The following is a 22,829-nucleotide window of genomic DNA, read 5'->3' on the forward strand; positions in this document are numbered from 1 at the left end:
CGGTACACCCCATTTCGAACAGAAGGAACTGTGCAATGACGGACATCACTCGCGACGTGGTCATCATCGGCGCCGGCGCAGCCGGCACGACGGCCGCGAACAAGCTGCGCCAGGCGGGCCTGACGGTCGCCGTGCTCGAGGCCCGCGACCGCGTCGGCGGACGCCTGTGGACCGACGTCATCGACGGCGCCATGCTCGAGATCGGCGGTCAGTGGGTCTCGCCCGATCAGGACGCCCTGAAGGAGACCATCGAGGAGCTGGGCCTGGAGACCTTCAGCCGCTACCGCGAGGGCGACAGCGTCTACGTCGGTCCCGACGGCACCCTGCACCGGTTCACCGGCGAGATGTTCCCCGTGTCGGCGGAGACCGAGGCCGTCATCGCCGAGATCACAGAGCGCCTCGACGCGATGGTGGCGGAGATCGACCCCGACAAGCCCTGGGAGCACCCGAACGCCCAGGAGTGGGACTCGGTCACCTGGGACGCCTGGCTCCGTGCGCAGACCGACGACGACGAGGCGGTCCGCAACCTCGCCTTCGCCACCGGCTCCGCGATGCTCACCAAGCCCACGCACACGTTCTCTCTGCTGCAGTCGCTGCTGATGGCGGCATCCGCCGGCTCGTACTCGAACCTCGTCGATGCGGACTTCATCCTGGACAAGCGCGTCGTCGGCGGTCTGCAGCAGGTGCCGCAGATGCTGGCCGAGCGCCTCGGCGACGACGTGTTCCTGAACAGCCCGGTGCGCTCTCTGGAGTGGGGCGACGACGGCGTCGTGGCGCACGCAGACGGCGACCTCACGGTCCGCGCGCGCTACGCGATCCTCGCGCACGCCCCGGTGCTCTACGACCGCATCTCGTTCGTCCCGGCGCTCCCGCGCCGCCAGCACCAGCTGCACCAGCACCTCTCGATGGGCTTCGTGATCAAGGTGCACGCCGTCTACGACCGCCCGTTCTGGCGCGAGCAGGGCCTGTCCGGCACCGCGTTCAGCCCCTACGAGCTCTCGCACGAGGCGTACGACAACACCAACCACGGCGACGAGCGAGGCACCTTGGTCGGCTTCGTGTCCGACCAGAACGCCGACGACCTGTTCACGCTCTCGGCAGAGGAGCGCAAGGAGCGCATCCTCGAGTCGCTGTCGCACTACTACGGCCCCGAGGCGAAGAACCCGGTCGTCTACTACGAGAGCGACTGGGGCACCGAGGAGTGGACCCGCGGCGCCTACGCCGCGAGCTTCGACATGGGCGGCCTGCACCGCTACGGCGCCGACCTGCGTGCCGCGGTCGGCCCGATCCACTTCGCCTGCAGCGACATGGCCGGCGCCGGTTACCAGCACGTCGACGGCGCGATCCGCATGGGCCGCCTCGCCGCGGCGAACATCCTGGCTGCGGACGGCTCATGACCAGCTCGATCGTCGTCGGCTACACCGCCACGGCCGCGGGGGCGGACGCGCTCGCTCTCGGCATCCGGCTCGCCAGGGCCACGGATGCCCGGCTGCACGTGGTGATCGTGCTCCCGCTCGAGGGGACGCGCAGCAAGGCGGTCGCGCCGGAGCGGGCCTACGAGGACCTGCTCGCGGGCCAGGCGCGCAGCTGGCTGGAGGACGCGGTCACCGCCATCCCCGCCGGCGTGGTGCACAGCGCGCACGTCCGCTTCGCGGAGTCGTTCGGCGAGGGGCTGCTGTCCGCCGCCGACGAGTTCGGCGCCGTCCTGCTCGTGCTCGGCGCCGCCAACGGCGGGGCCCTGCGCCGGCACAGGCTCGGCTCTGTGGCATCCGAACTGCTGCACACCTCGACCGTGCCCGTCGCGCTCGCCCCGGCAGGTCTGTCGGGCGAGGCGGATGCCGGGCTTCCGCGCATCACCGTCGCGACCGGGACCCGTCCCGGCGCCGAGCGGCTGCTGCAGAGTGCCGTGCGGCTGGCCGCAGCATCCGGTGCCGCCGTGCGCCTGGTGTCCCTGATGCCGCTCGATGTGCCTGCCGGGCTCAACACGGGCGCCATCACGCTGGTGCAGGACGCGCACGTCGACCAGGTGCTCGCCGCGGCGCGCGACCGCCTGCCCGCCGAGACCGAGGTCGAGGTGCTGCAGGCCGGCGGCGACAGCATCGAAGACGCCGTGGCGCAGCTGGACTGGCTGCCCGGCGAGGTCGTGCTGGTCGGATCCAGCCGTCTGGCGCAGCCGCGCCGTCTGTTCCTCGGGTCGACCGCGGCGAAGATGCTGCGCGAACTGCCCGTCCCCATGATCGTGGTGCCGCGTACCGGCACCGAAGCAGGAGACCGCTGATGACCACCGCGAACCGGGCGACGCAGCCCGATTCCTCCGTGACCACGGGGATCTCCCGCAAGGGCCTCAGCGTCGGGACCGTCGGCGTCCTCGGCGCCCTGGTGATGGGCATCTCGTGCATCGCCCCGGCGTACACCTACACCGCCGGCATCGGCGGCGCGGTCGGCGCCGTCGGATTCCAGGTGCCCGCGATCCTGCTGCTCGGCTTCATCCCTATGCTGCTCGTCGCCTTCGGCTACCGCGAGCTCAACAAGGCCATGCCCGACTCGGGAACTTCGTTCACGTGGGCCACGCGCGCCTTCGGACCCTACGTCGGCTGGATGGCCGGCTGGGGCCTGATCGTCGCGACGATCCTGGTGCTGTCCAACCTCGCCGGCATCGCCGTCGACTTCCTCTTCCTGCTGATCTCGCAGATCACCGGCAACGAGGCCATCGCCGAGATCACGCGCAACCCGTTCGTGAACGTCGGGGTGTGCCTGGCCTTCGTGGCGCTCGCCGCCTGGGTGTCCTACCGCGACGTGTCGACCTCGCAGAAGCTGCAGTACGGGCTGGTCGCGTTCCAGATCGTGATCCTCGTGCTGTTCGCCGTCATGGCGATCGTGGAGACCGTGCAGGGCAACGCCTTCGAGCCCCACATGCCCGAACTCGCCTGGTTCAACCCCTTCGAGATCCAGGGCGGCCTGTCCATGATCGTGATGGGGCTCTCCGCCTCGGTCTTCATGTTCTGGGGCTGGGACGTCACCCTCACCATGAACGAGGAGGCGAAGGACCCCGAGCGCACGCCGGGACGGGCGGCGATGCTCACCGTCGTGTCGATCATCGCGATCTACCTGCTGCTCACGGTCAGCAGCCTGATGTACTCCGGAATCGGGGACAAGGGCCTCGGGCTCACCAACGAGGACATCGGCGGCAACGTCTTCTTCGCGCTGTCGGGTCCGGTGATGGGCGGTCTGGCGTTCCTGCTCTCCCTGGCGGTGCTCACCTCATCGGCATCCTCGCTGCAGTCGACGTTCATCTCGCCGGCGCGCACGCTGCTGGCGATGGGCCACTACGGCGCGGTGCCGAAGAAGTTCGCCGGCGTCAGCCCGCGGTTCTTCACGCCCGGGTTCGCGACGATCGCCTCCGCCGTCGTCGCCGGCGGCTTCTACGCCGTGATGCGTTTCCTCAGCGAGGACGCCCTGTGGGACACGATCCTCGCGCTGGGCATGATGATCTGCTTCTACTACGGCATCACCGCGCTGTCCTGCGTCTGGTACTTCCGGCACCAGTGGTTCGACTCGGGCAAGGACTTCTTCTTCAAGTTCGCCAGCCCGCTCGTCGGCGGCGTCATCCTGCTGGTGCTGTTCGTGATCACCGCGGTCGACAGCCTCGCGCCCGACTACGGATCGATCGCCATCGGCGCCGACGCGAACGGTGGGGGCGGCATCGGCATCGTGTTCTTCATCGGCGTCGGCCTGCTCCTGTTCGGCGCGGTGCTGATGCTCGTCATGAGGCTCGTCTCTCCCGACTTCTTCCGCGGCAGGACGCTGAGCATGGACGCTCCGCCCAGCAACCGCCGCTGACCCGCATCGACAAGAAAGAGAAACCATGAGCACTGCACTCGCACAGAACGAGCAGGACCTGCTCGACCGCGTCCGCACCGGCCTGTTCATCGGCGGCGAATGGGTCGACGCCGAGGAGGGGCGCACCTTCGACGTGCACGACCCCGCCACCGGTGCTGTCATCCGCTCGATCGCCGACGCCTCGGCTGCCGATGGCATCCGCGCGCTCGACGCCGCAGTCGCCGCGCAGGATGCCTGGGCCGCGACCGCCCCTCGGACCCGCAGCGACATCCTGCGCCGCGCCTGGGAGCTCGTGCAGGAGCACAAGGAGGACCTCGCGCTGCTGATGACGCTCGAGATGGGCAAGCCCCTCGCCGAAGCGCGCGGCGAGGTCGCCTACGGCGGTGAGTTCCTGCGCTGGTTCAGCGAAGAGGCGGTGCGCATCACCGGCCGCTACGGGCAGAACCCGGAGGGCACCGGACGGATGGTGGTCTCGCAGCGCCCCGTCGGCCCGTCGTTCTTCATCACGCCGTGGAACTTCCCGCTGGCTATGGCAACGCGCAAGATCGCCCCGGCGCTGGCCGCCGGCTGCACGGTCGTCGTCAAGCCCGCTGCGCTCACCCCGCTGACCACGATCTTCTTCACGCAGCTGCTGGAGGAGGCCGGCGTCCCGGCCGGCGTCGTGAACGTGGTGCAGACCACCCGCTCCAGCGCGGTGTCGGCCCCGATCATCGCCGACCCGCGGCTGCGTAAGCTGTCGTTCACCGGTTCGACCGGCGTCGGCCAGAAGCTCATCGAGCAGGCCGCGCAGGGCGTGCTGCGGGTGTCGATGGAACTCGGCGGCAACGCGCCGTTCGTCGTGTTCGAGGACGCCGACCTGGACAAGGCGGTCGAGGGTGCGCTGCTCGCGAAGTTCCGCAACATCGGCCAGGCCTGCACCGCTGCGAACCGCTTCATCGTGCACTCGTCGGTGGCGGAGGAGTTCGCCGACCGGGTCGCCGAGCGCGTGAAGGCGATGAAGATCGGTCGCGGCACCGAGGACGGCATCACGATCGGGCCGCTGATCGACGAGAAGGCCGTCGCGAAGGCCGGCGAGCTGGTCCAGGATGCCGTGGATCGCGGCGCGAAGGTGCTCGCCGGCGGTCGCGCCGTCGAGGGCGAGGGCACGTTCTACGAGCCCACCGTCGTCACCGAGGTGGCCGCGGGCAGCGACATCCTGCGTGAGGAGATCTTCGGACCGGTGCTCGCGATCGCGACCTTCGACACCGAGGAGGAGGGCGTGCGCCTGGCGAACGACACCGAGTACGGGCTGGTCTCGTACGTCTTCACCGAGGACCTGGCGCGCGGTCACCGGATGATCGACGCCCTGGAGACCGGCATGATGGGGCTGAACGTCGGAGTCGTCTCCAACGCCGCCGCACCGTTCGGCGGTGTCAAGCAGTCCGGCATCGGCCGGGAGGGCGGGTTCGAGGGTATCCACGAGTACCTGTCCACCAAGTACACGCTCATTCCCAACGACTGAAAGGACCGTCATGACCGACTACGCCGTCGTCAATCCGGCCACCGGGCAGACCCTCGCCTCGTTCGACACGCTCACCGATGAGCAGGTCGAGCAGGCCGTGGCAGCCGCCGCCGAGGCGCATCGCACCTGGTCGCGCACGTCGACCGTCGCCGAGCGCGCCGGACTGATCCGCCGGATGGCGCAGCTGCACCGCGAGCGCCGCGAGGAACTGGCCGACATCTTCGTGCGCGAGATGGGCAAGCCGCGCGAGGCCGCCCTCGGCGAGGTCGACTTCGCCGCCGACATCGCCGAGTACTACGCGGACCAGGCCGAGGCCATCATGGCCGACCAGCCGATCGCGATCCTGGGGGAGGGGTCGGCGATCATCCGCCGCTCCTCGCTGGGGCCGCTGATCGGCATCATGCCCTGGAACTTCCCGGCGTATCAGATCGTCCGCTTCGCGGCGCCGAACCTGATCGTGGGCAACACGATCCTGCTGAAGCCGGCACCGCAGTGCCCGGAGTCGTCGACGGCGATCGCGGAGATCTACCGCGATGCCGGGTTCCCGGCCGGGGCGTACCAGAACATCCTCGCGACCAACGAGCAGATCGCCGAGATGATCGCCGACCCGCGGATCGCAGGCGTCTCGCTGACCGGCTCCGAGCGCGCCGGCGCGGCCGTCGCCGAGGTCGCCGGCCGCAACCTGAAGAAGGTGGCGCTGGAGCTGGGCGGGTCCGACCCGTTCATCGTGCTGTCCACCGACGATCTGGACGCCACGGTGCAGGCCGGGGTCGACGCGCGCCTGGACAACAACGGCCAGGCCTGCAACGGCGCGAAGCGCTTCATCGTCGTGGACGAGTTGTATGAAGCGTTCACCGAGAAGTTCACGGCGGCGATGGCCGCGGTCACTGCTACCGACCCGATGCAGGACGACACCGTGCTCGGCCCGGTGTCGTCAGAGGCCGCCGCGGAGCGCCTGCAGGAGCAGATCGACGGTGCGGTCGCGCAGGGCGCGACGCTGCTGACCGGCGGTACGCGCGAGGGCGCGTTCTTCGCGCCGACCGTGCTCGCCGACGTGACGCCCGAGATGGACGTCTACCGTGAGGAGCTGTTCGGCCCGGCGGCGGTGGTCTACCGCGTCGCCGACGAGGACGCCGCGGTCGCCCTGGCGAACGACACATCGTTCGGTCTCGGCTCGTACGTGTTCACGACGGATGCCGCCCAGGCCGAGCGCGTGGCCGACAAGATCGAGGCTGGCATGGTCTACGTCAACCTCGTGCTGGCGGACAGCCCCGAGCTGCCCTTCGGCGGTATCAAGCGCAGCGGCACCGCCCGCGAGCTGGGCCACCTCGCCGCCGACGAGTTCGTGAACAAGAAGCTCATCCGCGTGGCCTGACCCGTCTGGCTGCTCAGGCGCCCCGCCCGGTCCGCCGGGCGGGGCGTCGTGCGTTCCGGCATCCGTCCCGCCCGTCCAGTCCTCGATCTGGTCAGGCGCCGGACGACGGGCCGAGATAGGCCAGCACAGCGAGCACGCGGCGGTTGTACCGCCCGTCCGCGACGATGCCGGCCTTGCCGAAGATCGTGTTGATGTGCTTCTCGACGCCGCTGAGACTCATGTGCAGCCGCTCCGCGATCGCCGCGTTGCTGTGCCCCTGAGCGAGCAGGTCGAGCACGGCGCGCTCCCGTTCGCTGAGGCCCGCGAAGCGCTCGGCGGGCCTGTCCTGCGCCGCGAGCAGCTGCCGGATCACCTCCGGGTCGAAGGCGGTCCCGCCGCCGGCCACCCGTTCGATCGCGTCGAGGAAACCGGGGATGTCCGATACGCGGTCCTTGAGCAGATAGCCGACCCCGCCCTCGCCGTCGAGCAGCTCACGGGCGTGACGGCGCTCGACGTACTGCGACAGCACCAGCACGGCGACCGCGGGCCGGCTCCGCCGGATCTCGAGTGCGGCCCTGATGCCCTCGTCCACGAAGTCCGGCGGCATGCGCACATCCGCGATCACGAGGTCGGGCGGATCGAGCGCGACCTCGCGAAGCAGATCGGCGGCGGTGCCGACGGATGCCACGACGTCATGGCCCTCGGCGGTCAGCAGCTGGGAGATGCCCTCACGGAGCAGCGCGGAGTCCTCGGCGAGCATCACGCGCACGGCAGCACCGCCTCGATCCGCGTGGGCCCGCCCACGGGGCTGTCCACCTGCAGCCGGCCGCCCTGCGCGCGCACGCGCGAGGCGATGCCCGTGAGCCCCGGCCCTGAGGCATCCGCTCCGCCGATGCCGTCGTCGAGCACGGCGATCGTCAGCTCGTCGCCGTCGTCGCGCACCCAGATCTCGATGATGCTGCACTCGCCGTGCTTGATCGCATTCGTGACCGCCTCGCTCGCGACGAAGTACGCCGCGGTCTCCGCCGCCGGGTGCCGTGCGCCGGAGACCTCCGCGTCCAACCGGATCGGCAGGGGCGTGCGGTCGCGCAGGGCCTCGAGCGCGGCGAGCAGCCCATCGCGGGCGAGCATCGCCGGATAGGTGCGCCACGCCACCGCCCGGAGGTCTTCCAGCACCAGGCGGGTCTCCGCCACGCCACGGCGCAGCAGATCGTCACGCGCGGCGGCGTCCTCGGCGCGCTCAACCCGCGCGAGCAGGATCGACAGCGCCACCACGCGCTGCTGCACGCCGTCGTGGATGTCGCGCTCGATGCGCCGGCGTTCACCGTCGACGGCCGCGACAACGTCGTCGAGGGTGCTGGACAGACGCGTGATCTCGCGTTCCAGCTGCTCGGCACCGGGCCGCGCGAAGGACGACCAGGCTCGTCGCTCGAGCCACAGGATGCCGCCGATCCCCGACGCGGCGAGGAACAGCATCACGATTCCCGGTAGGGCGAAGACGGCGACCGTCGACCAGGTGACGCGTCCGGGCGGCGCATCGAAGACGCTGACGCCGCTTCCGGTCGCGGCTGCGGTCACGACCTGCGCGACCGAGACGACGCCGATCACGAGCAGGGCGAGCACGCAGAGATTGAGGACTCCCAGCAGGAGCATGACCGCGTGCATCCCGAACAGGCGCCCGCCGCGTGGCAGCGACTCCCGTGGAGCGCCGTCGATCCAGGACAGGCGCCGCGCCGTCCAGCGTGCGACCGTCGTGGCCGGATGTACCGGCGCCGCCAGCACCGCGAAGAGGACGGCGGGCAGCAGGGCGACGCCCCACAGCGCCCCCGCCGCGCCGCGGACGATCGCCCGCGGCAGCGGCGTGTCCGTCGAGGGCGGGGGAGCGGGGACGTCCATCACCCCATCCTGCCCTGAGCCCGCTCGCGCAGGCGCATCACCACGAACGCCGCCGCGGCGACACCGACGGCGGCGATGACGACGTACTGCCAGAGGTCGGCGTACTGCTCCACCAGGTGCCAGTTCGCGCCCAGGAAGTAGCCGGCCAGCACGAAGATCGAGTTCCAGATCGCGCTGCCACCAGCGGTCAGCAGCAGGAACCGCGGCAGCGGCATCCGCTCGATGCCTGCGGGGATGGAGATGAGGCTGCGCACGATCGGGACCATCCTCCCCAGGAAGACGGCCTTGCCACCGTGCCGGGCGAACCAGGCCTCGGCGCGGTCGACATCGGTGACCTTCATCAGCGGCATCCGGTCGACGATGCGGCGCAGCCGCTGCGGGCCGAGCCAGGCGCCGAGCCCGTAGAGCAGCAGTGCGCCGATCACCGACCCGATCGTGGTCCAGAGCAGCACCTCCCAGAGGACCAGTGAGCCGCGGCGCGCGGTGAAGCCGGCGAGCGGCAGGATGATCTCGCTCGGAATCGGCGGGAAGAGGTTCTCCAGTGCCACCGCGATCCCGGCTCCGACGCTGCCGAGGCGCTCCATCAGCGACATCGCCCATTCCGCGATCGTCCCGAGCTGTTCTGTGCTGTCCATGTCTCCATGCTGGACAGCCGCGCCGCCGGTGTCACTGCGGCCGACCGCACACCCGGTGCGGAAAACCGCAGTCCTCTTCAGCCCTCGGGGCTGAGTGCGGGAAGCAGCACACCGGCGATGCCGGAGGCGACCCGGCGCGAAGCGGGCACGTCGTCTCTGCCGTCGAATGCGGCCAGAAACCCCTGGTGGAACGCGGCGCCGACGAGCGTGCGCGCAGCGGCGGTGGTGTCGGCGTCGCGACGGATGCGGCCGGCCCTGCGCTCGGCCTCGAGGTATCGGCGCACCTCGGTCACAGCCTCGGCCGGGCCCTTGCCGTGCGCGGCCACGCCGTCGCGGTGCTGCGCGAGCAGCTCCGGCGTGCCGAACACCGACGCGGCGAGCGGGAACGAGCGGGCGAAGAACGCCATCAGCTGCTCCACCAGGGTCATGATCGACTCGAAGAGATCCTCCGACCCGGTGGCGTCCGGATCGAATCGTACCCGCGGCGTGCGCTCCTCGAGCACGCACAGGAACAGGTGCTGCTTGTCGTCGAAGTTCTTGTAGAGCAGCGCCTCGGACAGCCCTGCGCGCTGCGCGATGAGCTTCGTCGTCGTGTTCGCGATGCCGCGCTCGCGCATGACGAGCAATGCGGCGTCGAGGAAGCGTTCGCGGGCGGGGGGAGCGGGTTCGGCCATGGGGCTATTCTAGTGAGTAAGTGTTCACTCACCCTTAGGAGAATCGCATGCGCGTCGTCATCATCGGAGCATCGGGCAGGTCCGGCCGGCGGGCCGTCGCCCACGCTCTCGCCGCCGGGCACGAGGTCGTCTCGGTCGTGCGCACACCGTCGTCCGCGCCGGAGTCGACGGAGGTCGCGCGAGCGGATGCCCGAGACGTCGACGCTCTCACTGTCGCGATGACGGGCGCGGACGCCGTCATCTCCACGCTCGGCTTCGTCAAGGGCGACGCCGACGCGCGCATCCTGCGCGAGGGGATGGCGGCGACGCTCGAGGCGATGCACCGCACCGGCATCCGCCGCCTCATCGCGATCTCCGCCGGTGCGCCCTACGTCGCCGGCGACGATCCGCTCGCGCGGTTCGTCGCGAAGCCGATCCTGCAGCGCGTACTGCGCGCCAACAACGAGGACACGATGGCGATGGATGCCGCGATGGCGGCATCCGGACTCGACTGGACCAGCATCCGCCCCGGCCGTCTCGTGCAGGGGACAGGGGCCGTCGACTACCGTCGGCGCGTCGACCTCTCTGTGCGCTGGCACTACAGCACGACCTTCGACACGGTGGGCCGTGTCGCAGTCGACGCGCTGACGCATCCGGACTGGATCGGCCACGCGGTGTACATCACGGAGTAGCGTCGGAGGCGTCCTGTCCCTTCATGAGAGGCCGCCATGACCACCGTCGCCGAGAACATCGTCCAGAACCTGCGCGCGAACGGGGTGCAGCGCGTCTACGGCATCCCGGGGGACTCCCTCAACGGGTTCACCGACGCGCTCCGCAAAGACGGCACGATCCGCTGGGTGCATGTGCGCCATGAGGAGACCGCGGCCTTCGCGGCCGCCGCAGACGCCGCGCTGACCGGCGACCTCGCCGTCGTCGCCGGCTCGTGCGGGCCGGGCAACCTGCACCTGATCAACGGGCTCTACGACGCGAACCGCTCGCGGGTTCCGGTGCTCGCGATCGCCGCGCACATCCCGACCAGCGAGATCGGCACCGGCTACTTCCAGGAGACGCACCCGCAGGAGCTGTTCCGCGAATCCAGTGTCTACGTCGAGTACGTCGCCGACCCGAGCCAGATGCCCCGTGTGCTCGAGATCGCGATGCGCGCGGCGATCGAGCAGCGCGGCGTCGCGGTCATCGTCATCCCCGGCGACGTCGCCCTGGCGGATGCCCGTGACACGCGCACCACCGTGATCGAGCGCACCCGTCCGGTGATCGTGCCCGGGCCGGCCGAGCTCGAGAAGGCCGCGACGATCCTGAACGGATGCCACCGCGTCACGATCCTCGCCGGCGCGGGCGTCGAGGACGCCCACGACGAGGTGATCGCGCTCGCCGACCGGCTCGGCGCTCCGATCGTGCACGCTCTGCGCGGCAAGGAGTTCATCGAGTGGGGCAACCCCTACGACGTCGGAATGACGGGTCTGCTCGGCTTCGCCTCCGGCTACCGCGCGATGGATGCCGCAGACGCGCTGCTGCTGCTCGGCACCGACTTCCCGTACACGCAGTTCTATCCCGACGGCGTCACGACGATCCAGGTCGACATCCGCGGATCGCAGCTGGGTAAGCGGCATCCGCTCGATCTCGGGCTGGTGGGCGATGTGAAGGCCACCGCCGAGGCGCTCCTGCCGCGGCTGAAGCACAAGGACGACCGCGCGCACCTCGACGACGCCGTCGCGCACTATCGCAAGACGCGCGCGAAGCTCGACGAGCTCGCGGTGCCCTCGCGCGGCAAGGCGCCGATCCATCCGCAGTATCTCGCCAGCCTGCTGGACGACGCGGCCTCCTCCGACGCGGTCTTCACCGCGGATGTCGGATCGCCGACGGTCTGGGCGGCGCGGTACTTCACCATGACCGAGAACCGCCGCCTGATCGGGTCGTTCAACCACGGCTCCATGGCGAACGCACTGCTGCACGGCATCGGCGCGCAGGTCGCATATCCCGACCGGCAGGTCGTCGCCCTCGCCGGCGACGGCGGGCTGTCGATGATGCTCGGCGAGCTGATCTCGCTCACGCAGAACAAGCTGCCCGTGAAGGTCATCGTCGTGAACAACTCGTCGCTGAACTTCGTCGAGCTCGAGATGAAGGCCGCCGGGTTCGTGACCTACGGCACCGACCTGCAGAACCCCGACTTCGCGGCGGTCGCGCGGGCTCTCGGCATCTTCGCCCGGCGCGTGGAGCGCTCAGAGGATCTGCTCGACGCGGTCGCCGAGGTGCTCGCGCACGACGGCCCTGCGCTGCTCGACGTGGTCACGGAGCGGCAGGAGCTGTCCATGCCGCCGGCGATCAAGGCGGACCAGGTCAAGGGCTTCGCACTGTACGCGCTGCGCACGGTGATGTCGGGTCGTGGTGACGAGCTGCTCGACCTCGCGAAGGCGAACTGGCGGCAGCTGTTCTAGCCGACCGGCTCCGGTTCGTGCACGAGCGGCACGTCGGTCCCCGGCGTGCGCGGATGCGGGAACAGCAGCACGGCGAGGCCGATGCCCACACCGGTGCCGATGAGCTGCGCGACCAGGAAGGGCAGGAACGACGCCGGGGCGATCCCGCCCGCGGAGTCGGTGATCAGACGGCCGACGAGCACAGCCGGGTTGGCGAACGCGGTCGAACTGGAGAACCAGAACGCCGCGCCGATGTACGCGCCGACGGCGGACGCGATCACCATGATGCTGCGCCCCGCCCGCACCAGGCCCACGATGAGCAGGACGAGTCCGGCGGTCGCGACGAGCTCGCCGAGCAGCACCGGTATCGTGGCCCGTTCCACGCTGCCGAGCCCGGCAGGCACCTCGAACATCACGTTCACGAGCAGCGCGCCGAGAACTGCGCCGATGACCTGGGCCAGTACGTAGGCGCCGAGCTCGACCGGGCGAAGCCCCTTGCCGCTGCCGCGCCGGCTCAGCACCGCGTCGGTCAGCGAGACCGCGGGGTTCAGGTGCCCGCCGGAGACAGGACCGAACAGCAGGATCAGCGCGCCGAGACCGAGCATGGTCGCGAGCGACCCCTCGAGCAGCCTCAGCCCGGCATCCGTCGAGAGCTTCTGGGCCGCCGCCGCCGAGCCGAGCGTGACCGCGGTCAGCAGCGCGGTGCCGAGAAGCTCGGCGCCGGCGCGCCGGAGCAGGGGGACAGGTTCCATAGAAGGATCATTCTGCCGTGTCCCCGGCCCCGGCTGCGCCTGGTCAGCCCTCCGCGATCGCGCGCGCCTCGGCGGCTTCGGCACTGCGCCCGAGGGCCGAGAGCACGTCGCCGAGTTCGAGCGCCGCGACCTGTCGCAGCGGAGGGATCTCCGCAGCCCGGTCGATGGCGCTGCGGAACAGCGGCACGGCGTCGTCGCGCCGGCCGGCCTCGGTGAGCACACGGGCGGCGAACAGTTCGGACCCGCCGGCCGATCCGGCGTCTCCCAGCTCGGCGAACGCGTCCGCAGCGGTCAGCGCCGCTGCCGTCGCCTCGTCGATCCGGCCGAGTTCGGCGAACGCCCGACCGCGCGAATCGGTCACATCGGCGATCAGCCAGGCCGCGTCGTTCTCGGCTGCGATCCGTGCGACCTCGTCGAACAGTGCGAACGCCCGCTCGTCCTTCTGCGATCCGTAGCCCTGACCGAGCTCGTGCAGCACCTGTGTGATCGCGCCGGCGGCCTCGGTGGGGCGCACCACGTCCGCCGCCTCCTCGAGCGTCTCGATCGCCTCGTCCATCTCGCCGAAGCGCGCCAGGATCCTGGCCTGCTCGAGCATCGCCATGGCCTGATCGGCGGGCTCCTCGGCCTCGGCGTGCAGGCCGGCCTGGTAGCCGAACGCGCCGACCGCCTGTCCGAATTCGCCGGAACCTGCGAGTGCACGCGCCAGCATGCCGACCGTGATCGCCCGCGACCCCGCAGGCGCCTCGGCGGCCTCCTCGCGCTGCAGCACGTCGCTGAGCAGCTCTGCTGCCTCCGCCGCGTCGCCGGCGGCGAGCATCGCCTTGGCCTGGCGGAACTCCACGCCCTCGCGGTCACCGCCGTGCTCGGCCACCAGCCGCGCCGCCAGCCGGTACCGGACCACGGCCTGCTCGGGGGAGCCGGCGTCCTCCCACAGGGCACCGCCGAGCAGCTGCGCGTTCGCCAGAGCGCGCTCGGCGCCCAGACCTGCGAGAAGGCCGGCGGCGCGATCGGCGTCTGCCGCGCCTGCGCCGAAGTCGCCGTCGCCGCCGCGCACACGGGCGCGCAGATCGAGCGCCCTGGCCCGGTGCCCGTTGTTCAGTCCCTCACCCTCGACCAGCTGGTCCAGCAGCTCGGCCGCCTCTGCGGTCCGCTCGGATCGCAGCAGCGCGACGGCGGCCGTCAGCACCGCGGTGGTGGCGAGACGGTCCTCACCGACGCCCTCGTAGATCCGCTGCGCCTGGGCGGCCAGCTCGAGGGCGGCAGGGTCGCCCGCTCCGGTGCGCGCGGACGCGAGGGTCAGGGCGAGATCGCCGCGCGGACGCTCCGGCAGCGAGGCGGCATCCGCCCATTCCCGCTCCAGCGCGGCGATGTCCTCCGCCGTGCCGCGGCCGAAGATCGACAGGCCGAGGCGCTCCTCGAGCTCGGCCTGGTCATCCTGATCGGACGCGCGCAGCTCCGCGAGACGCGGAGCGAGCAGAGCGGATGCCTCGTCGAACTGCTCGAGCGAGACCAGAGCGCCGATACGCAGCCCCAGCATGCGGGCGCGCTTGGCGGGATCGGAGAGCCCGGCCGACTCGGCGCGGTCCGCGGCTGCGAGGGCATCCTGCTCGGAGCCGTAGCTGCCGATCGCCACCGCACGGTCGTACCAGCCGTCCGCATCCACCGGGGTGGCGTTCGCGGGCGCGGGAGCGAAGGCATCCGAGCGGATCGGCACGTCGTAGTGCTCGGCGGCCAGCGCCTGCATCCGGGCACGGCGCTGCGCGTGCCCGTCGGTGCCGTCGCGCTCGTCGAACGCAGTGCCGATGCGGTCCGCCGCCGCCCATGCCGCCGCCGCCAGCTGCTCCGCGGTCCAGACGCCGTCGTGCTCGCCGAAGAACGGCACCAGCGCCGCGGCATCCGCACCGCGCACCGGGGTGTCGCCGTGGCCCGCCGCCGTGACGCGGTCCAGCGCGAAGGCGATCGTGCTCAGGGCGGCGTGGTGCCCGTCGACGTTGAGCTGGTCGTGCGCGAGCCAGGGCAGGTGCCGCTCGATCATGGTCAGGGCGCGCGCCTCGTTGCCGGTCAGCGCGGCGAAGTCGATGTTGTTCGCGACGATCACGAGGTTGTCGGGGTTGTCCTTCGCGAGCCGGTAGCTGCGCAGGTGCGCGGCCTTCGCCTCCTCGAAGCGGCCGAGGTGCAGGTAGGGGATCAGGGCCCGCGAGAGCGCGTGCTCTGGTTCCTCGCCGCACGAGAAGCCGCCCTCGATCATCTCCTCGACCAGACGGACCGCCTCCTCCTCGCGATCGGTCGCGGCGAAGAATCCGGCGATCTGGCTGCGGCTGCAGGCGTCGCAGTGGCTGTAGTCATCGCGCGGGGCAGCCTCCAGGCGCACGCGCAGCTCCTCGGCCTCGTCCATCCGTCCGGCATCCCAGGCGTCCTCGAAACGCGCGGTGAGCACACCGCTCATGCCGATGCCGGCGGCGCGGTAGTGCGCCTCCATGTCGTCCAGCACCGCGGCGATCTGCTCCTGCGAGAACGACGGCGAGGAGCGCAGCGAGGCGGCCATCCACTTGAACTGCCACATCAGGTCGGCGCCGCCGTTCTCGATGTCGGCGGGGAAGCGCACCGGGTCGGCGTCGTGCCTGGCCAGGCACCAGGCGAACGAGTTCAGCATGACGTCGGTCGCGCCGCCCATGTTCGCGGATGCGGTCTGCCGCATCCGGGCGCGGTACTCGAGCTGCTCGTCGCCGATCTCGACCGCGAGTGCCACGGCCTCCGCCGTGAGCGCCTGTTCCGCAGGACCCCAGGGGGTGCGGTCGATCTCCTCGAGCAGCTGCTCGAAACGCTGGGCAGGACGGGGCATGGTGCTCCTTCTGGGTGCGGGGCGGCGCGCAGGGTCAGCGCGGGTCGTCGAAGGGGAAGACGTCGGCCTCGAGGCCGGCGGAGAGGGACACGAGGTCGGCGAGGGCCGTGGTCATCAGCGTGCGGTCGGCGTCCGAGAGTGGATGATGCCCGGCGAGCAGCGACTGGATGTAGAGCAGCTGCACGGTGCGAGCGAACACGGCGTCGTCCTGCACGCCGACGAGGGCGCGCACCACGCGGTTGCTCCAGTTCAGGCACAGCCGCGCCGCGAGGTCGTCGTCGCGTCCTGCCCCGACCTGGTCGTCGATCCGGGAGAGCACGCCGCCCCACAGCGAGTTCGTGATGCCCTTGGTGCGGGTGCGGTCCATCGCGCGCAGCACGTCGGGGTCGGCGACGTACAGTCCGGTCAGTTCGGGGCGGTCGATGGTCCGCACCACGACCGCGCAGCCGGATGCCGCGAGCACAGCGCTCGCCCGCTCCTCGAGCGCCACCGCGGAGTCGCGATCGTCCAGCGGCGGCGGGTCGAGCCGGTCGAGTTCGCCGGTGACGTCGACCTGCTCGACCGTGAGGTGGGGGTACAGCTCCGGCAGCATCCGCACCAGGTCGGCGTCGTACAGGTACCCGCCGTTGACCAACACCTCGCCGGGTCGCGCGATGCCCGCCACCTGGCGGAACTCGTCGACCGTCGCCGCGTAGCGGATCAGCGGATACCGCTCGGCGAGGTCGCCGAGGCGCATCGTCCCGTGCGTGGTCTCGACCGTGAGCCAGCGCGTGATGAAGCGCGCGAGCTCCTCGTCGTGCCGGACCAGCGACTTCAGCCCGATCTCGTGCACGGCGACGAACTGCGCCAGGCGGTGCGGCTCGCGCAGTCCGAGCTCGAGCACCCAGCGGCGGATGCCGGCGCCGAGCTGCTCACGGACGTGCTCGAGCGCCGGGTCCTCGACCAGGGACTCCCGGCTGGCGGTGGGGGACAGACCAGTGGAGTCGACCACCGCGCGCACGAAGAACGCCCAGCCGGGCAGCACGTCCGAGGTGTGCTCCGAGAGCAGCATCCGGCCGAGGTACATGCGGGTCGCCTGCCTGGCGCTCGGCGGCGGGGCATAGGGGAGCACATAGGCGAGGCCGCGCGTGCCGGTGCCGGGCTCCGCGATCTCGATGACGTCGAGCGGGGCGGCGCCGATGAGGTCGCGGCCGTAGCCGCGGGCGGCGTCCGCCCACGCGGCATCCGACATCGTCCCGTCGAGGAACGGCGCAGAGCGCGTGACGTCGACGTCGCCGGCCGGGGTGTCCAGCACCACGCGCACGGGCAGGAACTCGGCGAAGGTCTGCGCGAGCTCGAGCACGGCGGGGCCGCGCAGCAGGTCGTCGGCGTCGAACCGCGGCACCAGGTGCACGCTGGTGCCGATCGGAAGCTCCTCGTCGAGCTCGGCGACGACGAAGGTGCCGTCGGCGTTGCCGGTCCACTCCACGGATGCGCCGCCGCGGGCGCTGCGCGAGCGGATCACGATGCTGTCGGCGACCATGAAGCAGCTCAGCAGCCCGATGCCGAACTGGCCGAGGAAGTCGCTGCGGGGCAGATCGAAGATGTCGCGCTTCGAGCTGCGGCCGACGGTCGCGAGCAGCTCCGCGACCTCGGCGGCGGTGAGTCCCACCCCGTCGTCGCGCAGCACGAACTCGCCGCTGTGCTCGGACAGTGGGGTGATCCGGATCAGCCCGCCACCGCCGTCCACTTCGCGACGCGCCGTGATCGCGTCCCTGGCGTTCTGCAGGAGTTCCCGCAGATACACCCGCGGGCTCGAGTAGATGTGGCGACTCAGAAGGTCGACGACACCGCGCAGATCCACCTGGAACTGCTGCATCCCCTCGGTCACTGAAACCCCTCCCGTTCGCGGCCGCTCGCAGAGCCTAACAGGGGACGGGTTCCGACCCCGGTTCGTCGGAGGGTTCCGGATGTCGTACACTGGTGGGGCAGTTGTCTGCATTCTTTCGCCGTGCCTCAGGTCGGTGGGGGATGCAGATCCCAGGGGCCTCCGGGTCTCTAGGGCGGTAGCTCAATTGGCAGAGCAGCGGTCTCCAAAACCGCAGGTTGCAGGTTCGATTCCTGTCCGCCCTGCGCGTCAGCGCGACGCTGACCACGAAAGGTACATGCAGGATGGATCAGGACGAACCGCGCGGCGAGGTCGCAGCGTTCGGCGGAACCGCCACCCGCGACAAGAAGCTGGGCTTCTTCGGTCGAATCGCGTTGTTCTTCCGGCAGGTGATCGCCGAGCTCCGCAAGGTCGTCACGCCGACCCGCAAGGAACTCGTGAAGTTCACGCTGGTCGTGCTCGTGTTCGTGCTGATCGTGATGGGCGTCGTGTACGGCCTGGACACGCTGTTCGCAGCGTTGACCCACTTCGTATTCGGCGTCCCGGCCAAGTGACGCCCTGCGGCGATCGCCGCAGTGAAACGAAAGAAGCACAGTGTCTGAAAGATATTCCGACGACGCCGACTGGGCGACCGCGGCCGAGCAGTCGAGCGAGGAGGACGAGTCCCAGGAGGGGAACGTCCTCGCCGCCGAAGAGCTCTCCGCGACCGCGGTCGAGCACGTCGCCCTGCACATCGAGGACGACGAGGAATACGACGAGACAGATGACGACACTGACGACATCGACGACCCGGAGGCGGACGCGATCGTGAACGACGCTCTCAACCTGGACGAGACGGCCGAGACCGAGGCCGCCGCAGAGGTTCTCAACGATTCGGCTGCCGAGGAGGCCGCTGAGCAGGAGGCGGAGGAGGCGGCCGAGGTCGCACCCTACGACGGCCCCGAGCTCGGCGACGACTCGGACGAGCCCGACGACGACGAGCAGGCCGAGGAGGACCCGTACGAGGCCTTCCGTCTCGACCTGCGCATGCTCCCCGGCAAGTGGTACGTCATCCACTCCTACGCCGGCTTCGAGCGCAAGGTGAAGGCCAACATCGAGCAGCGCAAGTCGACGCTCGAGGTCGAGGACGACATCTACCAGGTCGAGGTCCCCATGGAGGACGTCGTCGAGATCAAGAACGGCCAGCGCAAGATGGTCACCCGCGTGCGCATCCCCGGCTACGTGCTGGTGCGCATGGAACTCAACGAGGACACCTGGTCGGTCGTCCGCCACACGCCCGGTGTCACCGGCTTCGTGGGCAACGCGCACAACCCGACCCCGCTGCGCTTCGAAGAGGCCTTCAACATGCTGAAGTCCCTCGTCGAGGTCAAGGACGTTCCGACTGCGAAGTCCATCGCCGCCAAGGGCGGCACGGCTGTGGCCCGCCCGGTCGCGGCCGAGGTCGACTTCGAGATCGGTGAGACGATCACCATCAAGGAGGGCTCGTTCGCCGGCCTTCCCGGTTCGATCAGCGAGATCAAGCCCGAGAGCGGCAAGCTCACCGTGCTGGTGTCGCTCTTCGAGCGCGAGACTCCGGTCGAACTGTCGTTCGACCAGGTCACCAAGATGATCTGACGCCCCGAGCGTACGAGAACGGCCGTCCCTTCCGGGGCGGCCGTTCTTCGTCTGCGGGATCAGGCGTGCTGCGCCGCCCAGTGCGGGCTCTGGATCAGGCCGATCAGGTTGCCGAACGGGTCGCTGACGGATGCCGAGTACCAGCCCTCGCCGCGCTGGGTCACCGGGTCGAACGTCGCGGCGCCGAGCGCGATCAGGCGGTCGAAGGACGCCTGGATGTCGTCGACGTGCATGCTGACCAGTGCGCCGCCGGGCTGGGGGAGTGCGGGGCGGAACCGGGAATCCATCAGGGCGAACTCGTCGTCATCGTCGCCGAAGCGCCACTCGGCGTACTGCGCGGGGCCCTGTCCTGCGGCGGGCTCAGGACGGACGAAATAGGGGGCCGAGTCGAACACCTGCGTGTACCAGTCGACGGCGGCGATCATGTCGTCGGCGACGAGGTTGAGGTTGGCGAGGCCACGGAACATGTCGTTTCTCCTTCGGTTGAACTGCTGATACTTCTATGCTCGAGGATTAAGTGATCATCTTCTGATCACTTAAAAAAGTTCTCGGAGAAGGCCCTCGAAATGCGTGCCGACCGCCTCATCCAGGCGCTCCTGCTGCTGCAGGGGCGCCCGCAGATCACGGCCGCCGAGCTGGCCGAGGAGCTCGAGGTCTCGATCCCGACTGCGCGCCGCGACCTCGAGGCGCTGGCGATGTCGGGCGTTCCGATCTACCCGACCCGGGGCAGAGGCGGGGGCTGGCGGCTGATAGGCGGTGCGCGCACCGATCTGACCGGACTCACCGAGGGTGAGGTGACCTCGCTGCTGATCGGGCTGAGCCAGAGCGGGCATGCCGATCCAGAGCGCATCGCCGCCGTACGCAAGCTGGTGCGCGCGATGCCGGCGCCGTTCCGCGAGGGGGCGCAGCGCGTGGCGGCATCCACCGTGCGGGACGCGCCGTGGGGTGAGGTCGCGGATGAAGCGGCGTCGACGACGGTCGCGGCCCTGCAGCGTGCCATCGCCGGGCAGCGCCGGGTGCGTCTCTCGTACGAGGGGACGCGCGGCTCAGTCGAGTTCGACCTGGTCCCGCTCGTGATCGGCAGCCGCGGGAACAGGCAGTACCTGCTCGGCGCGCCCGCGCAGGAGGAGTCGGATGCCGCGGATGCGGAACGGCTGCGGATGTACCGGATCGACCGGATCCGCACTGTGAGCGTGCTGCCGGAGCGCGGAGCGGCACCCGACGGCTTCGACGTCGCCGCAGCCTGGGCGCGCATGGTCGAGCGGGTGGAGGACCTGCGTGGCGCGGTGCGGGCGATGGTCCGAGTCGAGCCGTGGGCGGTGCGGGCGCTGCAGGACCGCTTCGGCGCGCAGGCATTCGTGCTGGAGGCGGAGCCCGACGAGAACGGGCGTGCGCTCCTGGAGGTGCGCGCGCACAGGGTGGACGCCCTCGCGGAGCAGCTGGTCGGCTGGGCCGGTGTCGCCGAGGCGATCGGGCCGCCGGAGGTGCGCGCGGCGCTGCGGGAGCTGGGGGAGCGGATCACCGCGCTCTACCGGAGCGACGGGGCACCGCGCACCCGGCATCCGCTCTGATCGGGTAGACTTGTCTGGTTTGTGCGCCGCTTCGGCGTGCGCGCATTCAACACCGCGCTCCGGAGATGCCGGATCTGCGGGAGAGGGACGCTCGTCCTGAGCGAGGCGCGAAGCGCCGAGACGAAGGGCCCCAGGGCATCCGCTCGAGAAAGGAATCACAATGGCACCGAAGAAGAAGGTGACCGGCCTGATCAAGCTTCAGATCAACGCCGGTGCAGCCAACCCGGCGCCGCCGATCGGCCCCGCGCTCGGTCAGCATGGCGTCAACATCATGGAGTTCTGCAAGGCGTACAACGCCGCGACCGAGTCGCAGCGCGGCAACGTCATCCCCGTGGAGATCACCGTCTACGAGGACCGCAGCTTCACCTTCATCCTGAAGACCCCGCCGGCTGCGGAGCTCATCAAGAAGGCCGCAGGCGTGCCCAAGGGCTCCGCCACGCCGCACACCGTCAAGGTCGCGAAGATCACCAAGGACCAGGTCCGTCAGATCGCCGAGACCAAGCAGGCCGACCTGAACGCGAACGACATCGAGGCCGCGTCGAAGATCATCGCCGGTACCGCCCGTTCCATGGGCATCACGGTCGAGGGCTGAGGGAGATAACAATGGCTACCAAGTCCAAGGCTTACAAGAACGCCGCTGCGAAGATCGAGGCGGACCGCTTCTACACGCCCACCGAGGCCGTCGTCCTGGCGAAGGAGACCGGCTCGGCGAAGTTCGACTCGACCGTCGAGGTCGCGCTGAAGCTCTCGGTCGACCCCCGCAAGGCCGACCAGATGGTGCGCGGCACCGTCATCCTCCCGCACGGCACCGGCAAGACCGCCCGCGTCATCGTGTTCGCCAACGGCCCGGCTGCTGAGGCCGCCATCGCCGCAGGCGCCGACGAGGTCGGTGGCACCGAGCTGATCGAGAAGGTCGCCGCCGGCTGGACCGACTTCGACGCCGCCGTCGCCACCCCTGAGCTCATGGGCCAGGTCGGCCGTCTGGGTAAGGTGCTGGGCCCCCGTGGTCTGATGCCGAACCCGAAGACCGGCACCGTGACCCCGAACACGGCCAAGGCCGTCGAGGAGATCAAGGGCGGAAAGATCGAGTTCCGCGTCGACAAGCACGCCAACGTGCACTTCGTCGTCGGCAAGGCCTCGTTCTCGGCCGAGCAGCTCGACGAGAACATGAAGGCCGCGCTCGAGGAGATCGTGCGCCTCAAGCCGTCCAGCTCGAAGGGCCGCTACATCCAGAAGGGCGCCGTCTCGACCACGTTCGGCCCCGGCATCCCGCTGGACGTCAACGCCATCTGAGCCTGACGCTCATTCGGAAGACCCCTGCCTTCGGGCGGGGGTCTTCTGCGTTCCCGGCGCGGATGCGAGGATGCCGTATGGGAACGATCGACGACTACCTCGAGGGACTGGACCCGGACGACCGCGCGGTGATCGCGCACGTCTACGAGATCGCCCGGGCGACGGCGGGCGAGACCGAGCAGGGCAAGAGCTACGGGATGCCGGCTCTGCTGCACGGCGGAAAGGCGCTGATCTCGGTCATGCGCACCAAGAAGCACATCGGGCTCTATCCGTTCAGCGGAGGGGTGCCGGATGTCGTGGCGGACGCGCTCGCCGGCTTCGAGCACGACAAGGGGACGATCCGGTTCCAGCCGGAGCATCCGCTGCCGGATGACGCGATCCGGGCCATCGTCTCGGCGCGGATGGCCGAGATCGACGACCCGTCGCTGCGCCGCAGTTGACGTTCGGGTCGCAGCCGGGCGCGATCCGGTCTGCCCCTCCGTCCGGGTCGCAGTTCGTCCCGGTTCCGCCGGCTTTCCTGCGTTCGGGTCGCAGTTCGTCCCGGTTTCCGGCATTCTCATCGAGCCGAAGCGCGACCTG

General features: G+C 70.2%; 21 protein-coding genes and 1 tRNA gene. 14 read left to right on the top strand and 8 right to left on the bottom strand.

Annotated elements, in window-relative coordinates:
• The first annotated feature begins 35 nt into the window (after positions 1 to 35).
• From GON06_RS01545 to GON06_RS01565, 5 genes are read left to right on the top strand one after another with little or no spacing between them, the layout of a single operon-like run.
• Complete coding sequence (locus GON06_RS01545; protein ID WP_157310533.1) at positions 36 to 1,397, top strand: flavin monoamine oxidase family protein; 1,362 nt, start codon at positions 36 to 38, stop codon at positions 1,395 to 1,397.
• Positions 1,394 to 2,278: a universal stress protein gene (locus GON06_RS01550; RefSeq protein WP_157310534.1), complete on the top strand. Its 885-nt coding sequence runs from the start codon at positions 1,394 to 1,396 to the stop codon at positions 2,276 to 2,278. The genes GON06_RS01545 and GON06_RS01550 overlap by 4 nt, the downstream gene beginning before the upstream one ends.
• A complete protein-coding gene (locus GON06_RS01555) occupies positions 2,278 to 3,840 on the top strand; it encodes an APC family permease (RefSeq protein ID WP_157310535.1) in 1,563 nt (520 codons plus the stop codon). Before GON06_RS01550 ends, GON06_RS01555 begins: the two co-directional genes overlap by 1 nt.
• 25 nt (positions 3,841 to 3,865) lie before the next feature.
• The gene (locus tag GON06_RS01560; protein ID WP_157310536.1) at positions 3,866 to 5,341 is read left to right on the top strand and encodes an NAD-dependent succinate-semialdehyde dehydrogenase; all 1,476 of its coding nucleotides are present in this window, start codon (positions 3,866 to 3,868) and stop codon (positions 5,339 to 5,341) included.
• A gap of 10 nt (positions 5,342 to 5,351) precedes the next feature.
• Positions 5,352 to 6,716, top strand: a complete 1,365-nt coding sequence (locus GON06_RS01565) for an NAD-dependent succinate-semialdehyde dehydrogenase (protein WP_157310537.1) — start codon at positions 5,352 to 5,354, stop codon at positions 6,714 to 6,716.
• A 91-nt stretch (positions 6,717 to 6,807) separates the two neighbouring features.
• Here the strand turns inward: GON06_RS01565 and GON06_RS01570 are convergent, their stop codons facing one another.
• The 4 genes from GON06_RS01570 to GON06_RS01585 all read right to left on the bottom strand — a co-directional run bounded on the left by GON06_RS01570 (position 6,808) and on the right by GON06_RS01585 (position 9,900).
• On the bottom strand, positions 6,808 to 7,455 hold the full coding sequence (locus tag GON06_RS01570) for a response regulator (protein ID WP_157310689.1): 648 nt from the start codon (positions 7,453 to 7,455) through the stop codon (positions 6,808 to 6,810).
• Complete coding sequence (locus GON06_RS01575) at positions 7,455 to 8,591, bottom strand: sensor histidine kinase (RefSeq protein ID WP_157310538.1); 1,137 nt, start codon at positions 8,589 to 8,591, stop codon at positions 7,455 to 7,457. The genes GON06_RS01570 and GON06_RS01575 overlap by 1 nt, the downstream gene beginning before the upstream one ends.
• Positions 8,591 to 9,226, bottom strand: coding sequence for a DedA family protein (locus GON06_RS01580; RefSeq protein WP_116241803.1), 636 nt, complete (start codon positions 9,224 to 9,226; stop codon positions 8,591 to 8,593). The genes GON06_RS01575 and GON06_RS01580 overlap by 1 nt, the downstream gene beginning before the upstream one ends.
• Before the next feature lie 77 nt (positions 9,227 to 9,303).
• Positions 9,304 to 9,900, bottom strand: a complete 597-nt coding sequence (locus GON06_RS01585; RefSeq protein WP_157310539.1) for a TetR/AcrR family transcriptional regulator — start codon at positions 9,898 to 9,900, stop codon at positions 9,304 to 9,306.
• 47 nt (positions 9,901 to 9,947) lie between these two features.
• Here GON06_RS01585 and GON06_RS01590 point away from each other — a divergent pair, with 47 nt between their 5' ends.
• Entirely contained in the window at positions 9,948 to 10,571 is a 624-nt protein-coding gene (locus GON06_RS01590; RefSeq protein WP_157310540.1) for an NAD(P)-dependent oxidoreductase, read from the top strand.
• Positions 10,572 to 10,607: 36 nt separating this feature from the next.
• Positions 10,608 to 12,332 carry a ubiquinone-dependent pyruvate dehydrogenase gene (poxB, locus tag GON06_RS01595; protein ID WP_157310541.1) on the top strand — a complete coding sequence of 575 codons (1,725 nt, stop codon included), beginning with the start codon at positions 10,608 to 10,610 and terminating at the stop codon, positions 12,330 to 12,332.
• Here the strand turns inward: poxB and GON06_RS01600 are convergent.
• From GON06_RS01600 to GON06_RS01610, 3 genes are read right to left on the bottom strand one after another with little or no spacing between them, the layout of a single operon-like run.
• Positions 12,329 to 13,063, bottom strand: coding sequence for an aquaporin (locus tag GON06_RS01600; RefSeq protein ID WP_157310542.1), 735 nt, complete (start codon positions 13,061 to 13,063; stop codon positions 12,329 to 12,331). The genes poxB and GON06_RS01600 overlap by 4 nt on opposite strands.
• Before the next feature lie 43 nt (positions 13,064 to 13,106).
• Positions 13,107 to 15,905: a hypothetical protein gene (locus GON06_RS01605; protein ID WP_157310543.1), complete on the bottom strand. Its 2,799-nt coding sequence runs from the start codon at positions 15,903 to 15,905 to the stop codon at positions 13,107 to 13,109.
• A 34-nt stretch (positions 15,906 to 15,939) separates the two neighbouring features.
• Positions 15,940 to 17,763 (bottom strand): HSP90 family protein, encoded by a 1,824-nt coding sequence (locus GON06_RS01610; protein ID WP_157310690.1) that lies wholly within the window; start codon positions 17,761 to 17,763, stop codon positions 15,940 to 15,942.
• A gap of 181 nt (positions 17,764 to 17,944) precedes the next feature.
• Between GON06_RS01610 and GON06_RS01615 the strand changes: the two genes are divergently transcribed.
• The 3 genes from GON06_RS01615 to nusG all read left to right on the top strand — a co-directional run bounded on the left by GON06_RS01615 (position 17,945) and on the right by nusG (position 19,386).
• Positions 17,945 to 18,017, top strand: a tRNA-Trp gene (locus GON06_RS01615).
• A 39-nt stretch (positions 18,018 to 18,056) separates the two neighbouring features.
• Entirely contained in the window at positions 18,057 to 18,326 is a 270-nt protein-coding gene (secE, locus tag GON06_RS01620; RefSeq protein WP_157310544.1) for a preprotein translocase subunit SecE, read from the top strand.
• Between the two features lie 40 nt (positions 18,327 to 18,366).
• Positions 18,367 to 19,386 (top strand): transcription termination/antitermination protein NusG, encoded by a 1,020-nt coding sequence (gene nusG / locus GON06_RS01625; RefSeq protein WP_332837062.1) that lies wholly within the window; start codon positions 18,367 to 18,369, stop codon positions 19,384 to 19,386.
• 59 nt (positions 19,387 to 19,445) lie between these two features.
• Here nusG and GON06_RS01630 read toward each other — a convergent pair whose 3' ends face one another.
• Entirely contained in the window at positions 19,446 to 19,853 is a 408-nt protein-coding gene (locus tag GON06_RS01630) for a VOC family protein (RefSeq protein WP_157310545.1), read from the bottom strand.
• Positions 19,854 to 19,952: 99 nt separating this feature from the next.
• Between GON06_RS01630 and GON06_RS01635 the strand changes: the two genes are divergently transcribed.
• The 4 genes from GON06_RS01635 (at position 19,953) to GON06_RS01650 (ending at position 22,690) form a co-directional block, all read left to right on the top strand.
• Positions 19,953 to 20,957, top strand: a complete 1,005-nt coding sequence (locus GON06_RS01635; RefSeq protein WP_157310546.1) for a helix-turn-helix transcriptional regulator — start codon at positions 19,953 to 19,955, stop codon at positions 20,955 to 20,957.
• A 160-nt stretch (positions 20,958 to 21,117) separates the two neighbouring features.
• Entirely contained in the window at positions 21,118 to 21,549 is a 432-nt protein-coding gene (gene rplK, locus GON06_RS01640) for a 50S ribosomal protein L11 (RefSeq protein WP_056312763.1), read from the top strand.
• Between the two features lie 11 nt (positions 21,550 to 21,560).
• A complete protein-coding gene (gene rplA / locus GON06_RS01645; RefSeq protein ID WP_157310547.1) occupies positions 21,561 to 22,250 on the top strand; it encodes a 50S ribosomal protein L1 in 690 nt (229 codons plus the stop codon).
• A 77-nt stretch (positions 22,251 to 22,327) separates the two neighbouring features.
• Positions 22,328 to 22,690 carry an iron chaperone gene (locus GON06_RS01650; protein WP_157310548.1) on the top strand — a complete coding sequence of 121 codons (363 nt, stop codon included), beginning with the start codon at positions 22,328 to 22,330 and terminating at the stop codon, positions 22,688 to 22,690.
• Positions 22,691 to 22,829 lie beyond the last annotated feature (139 nt).

The sequence above is a fragment of the Microbacterium sp. MAH-37 genome (assembly GCF_009758255.1).
Lineage (GTDB): Bacteria > Actinomycetota > Actinomycetes > Actinomycetales > Microbacteriaceae > Microbacterium.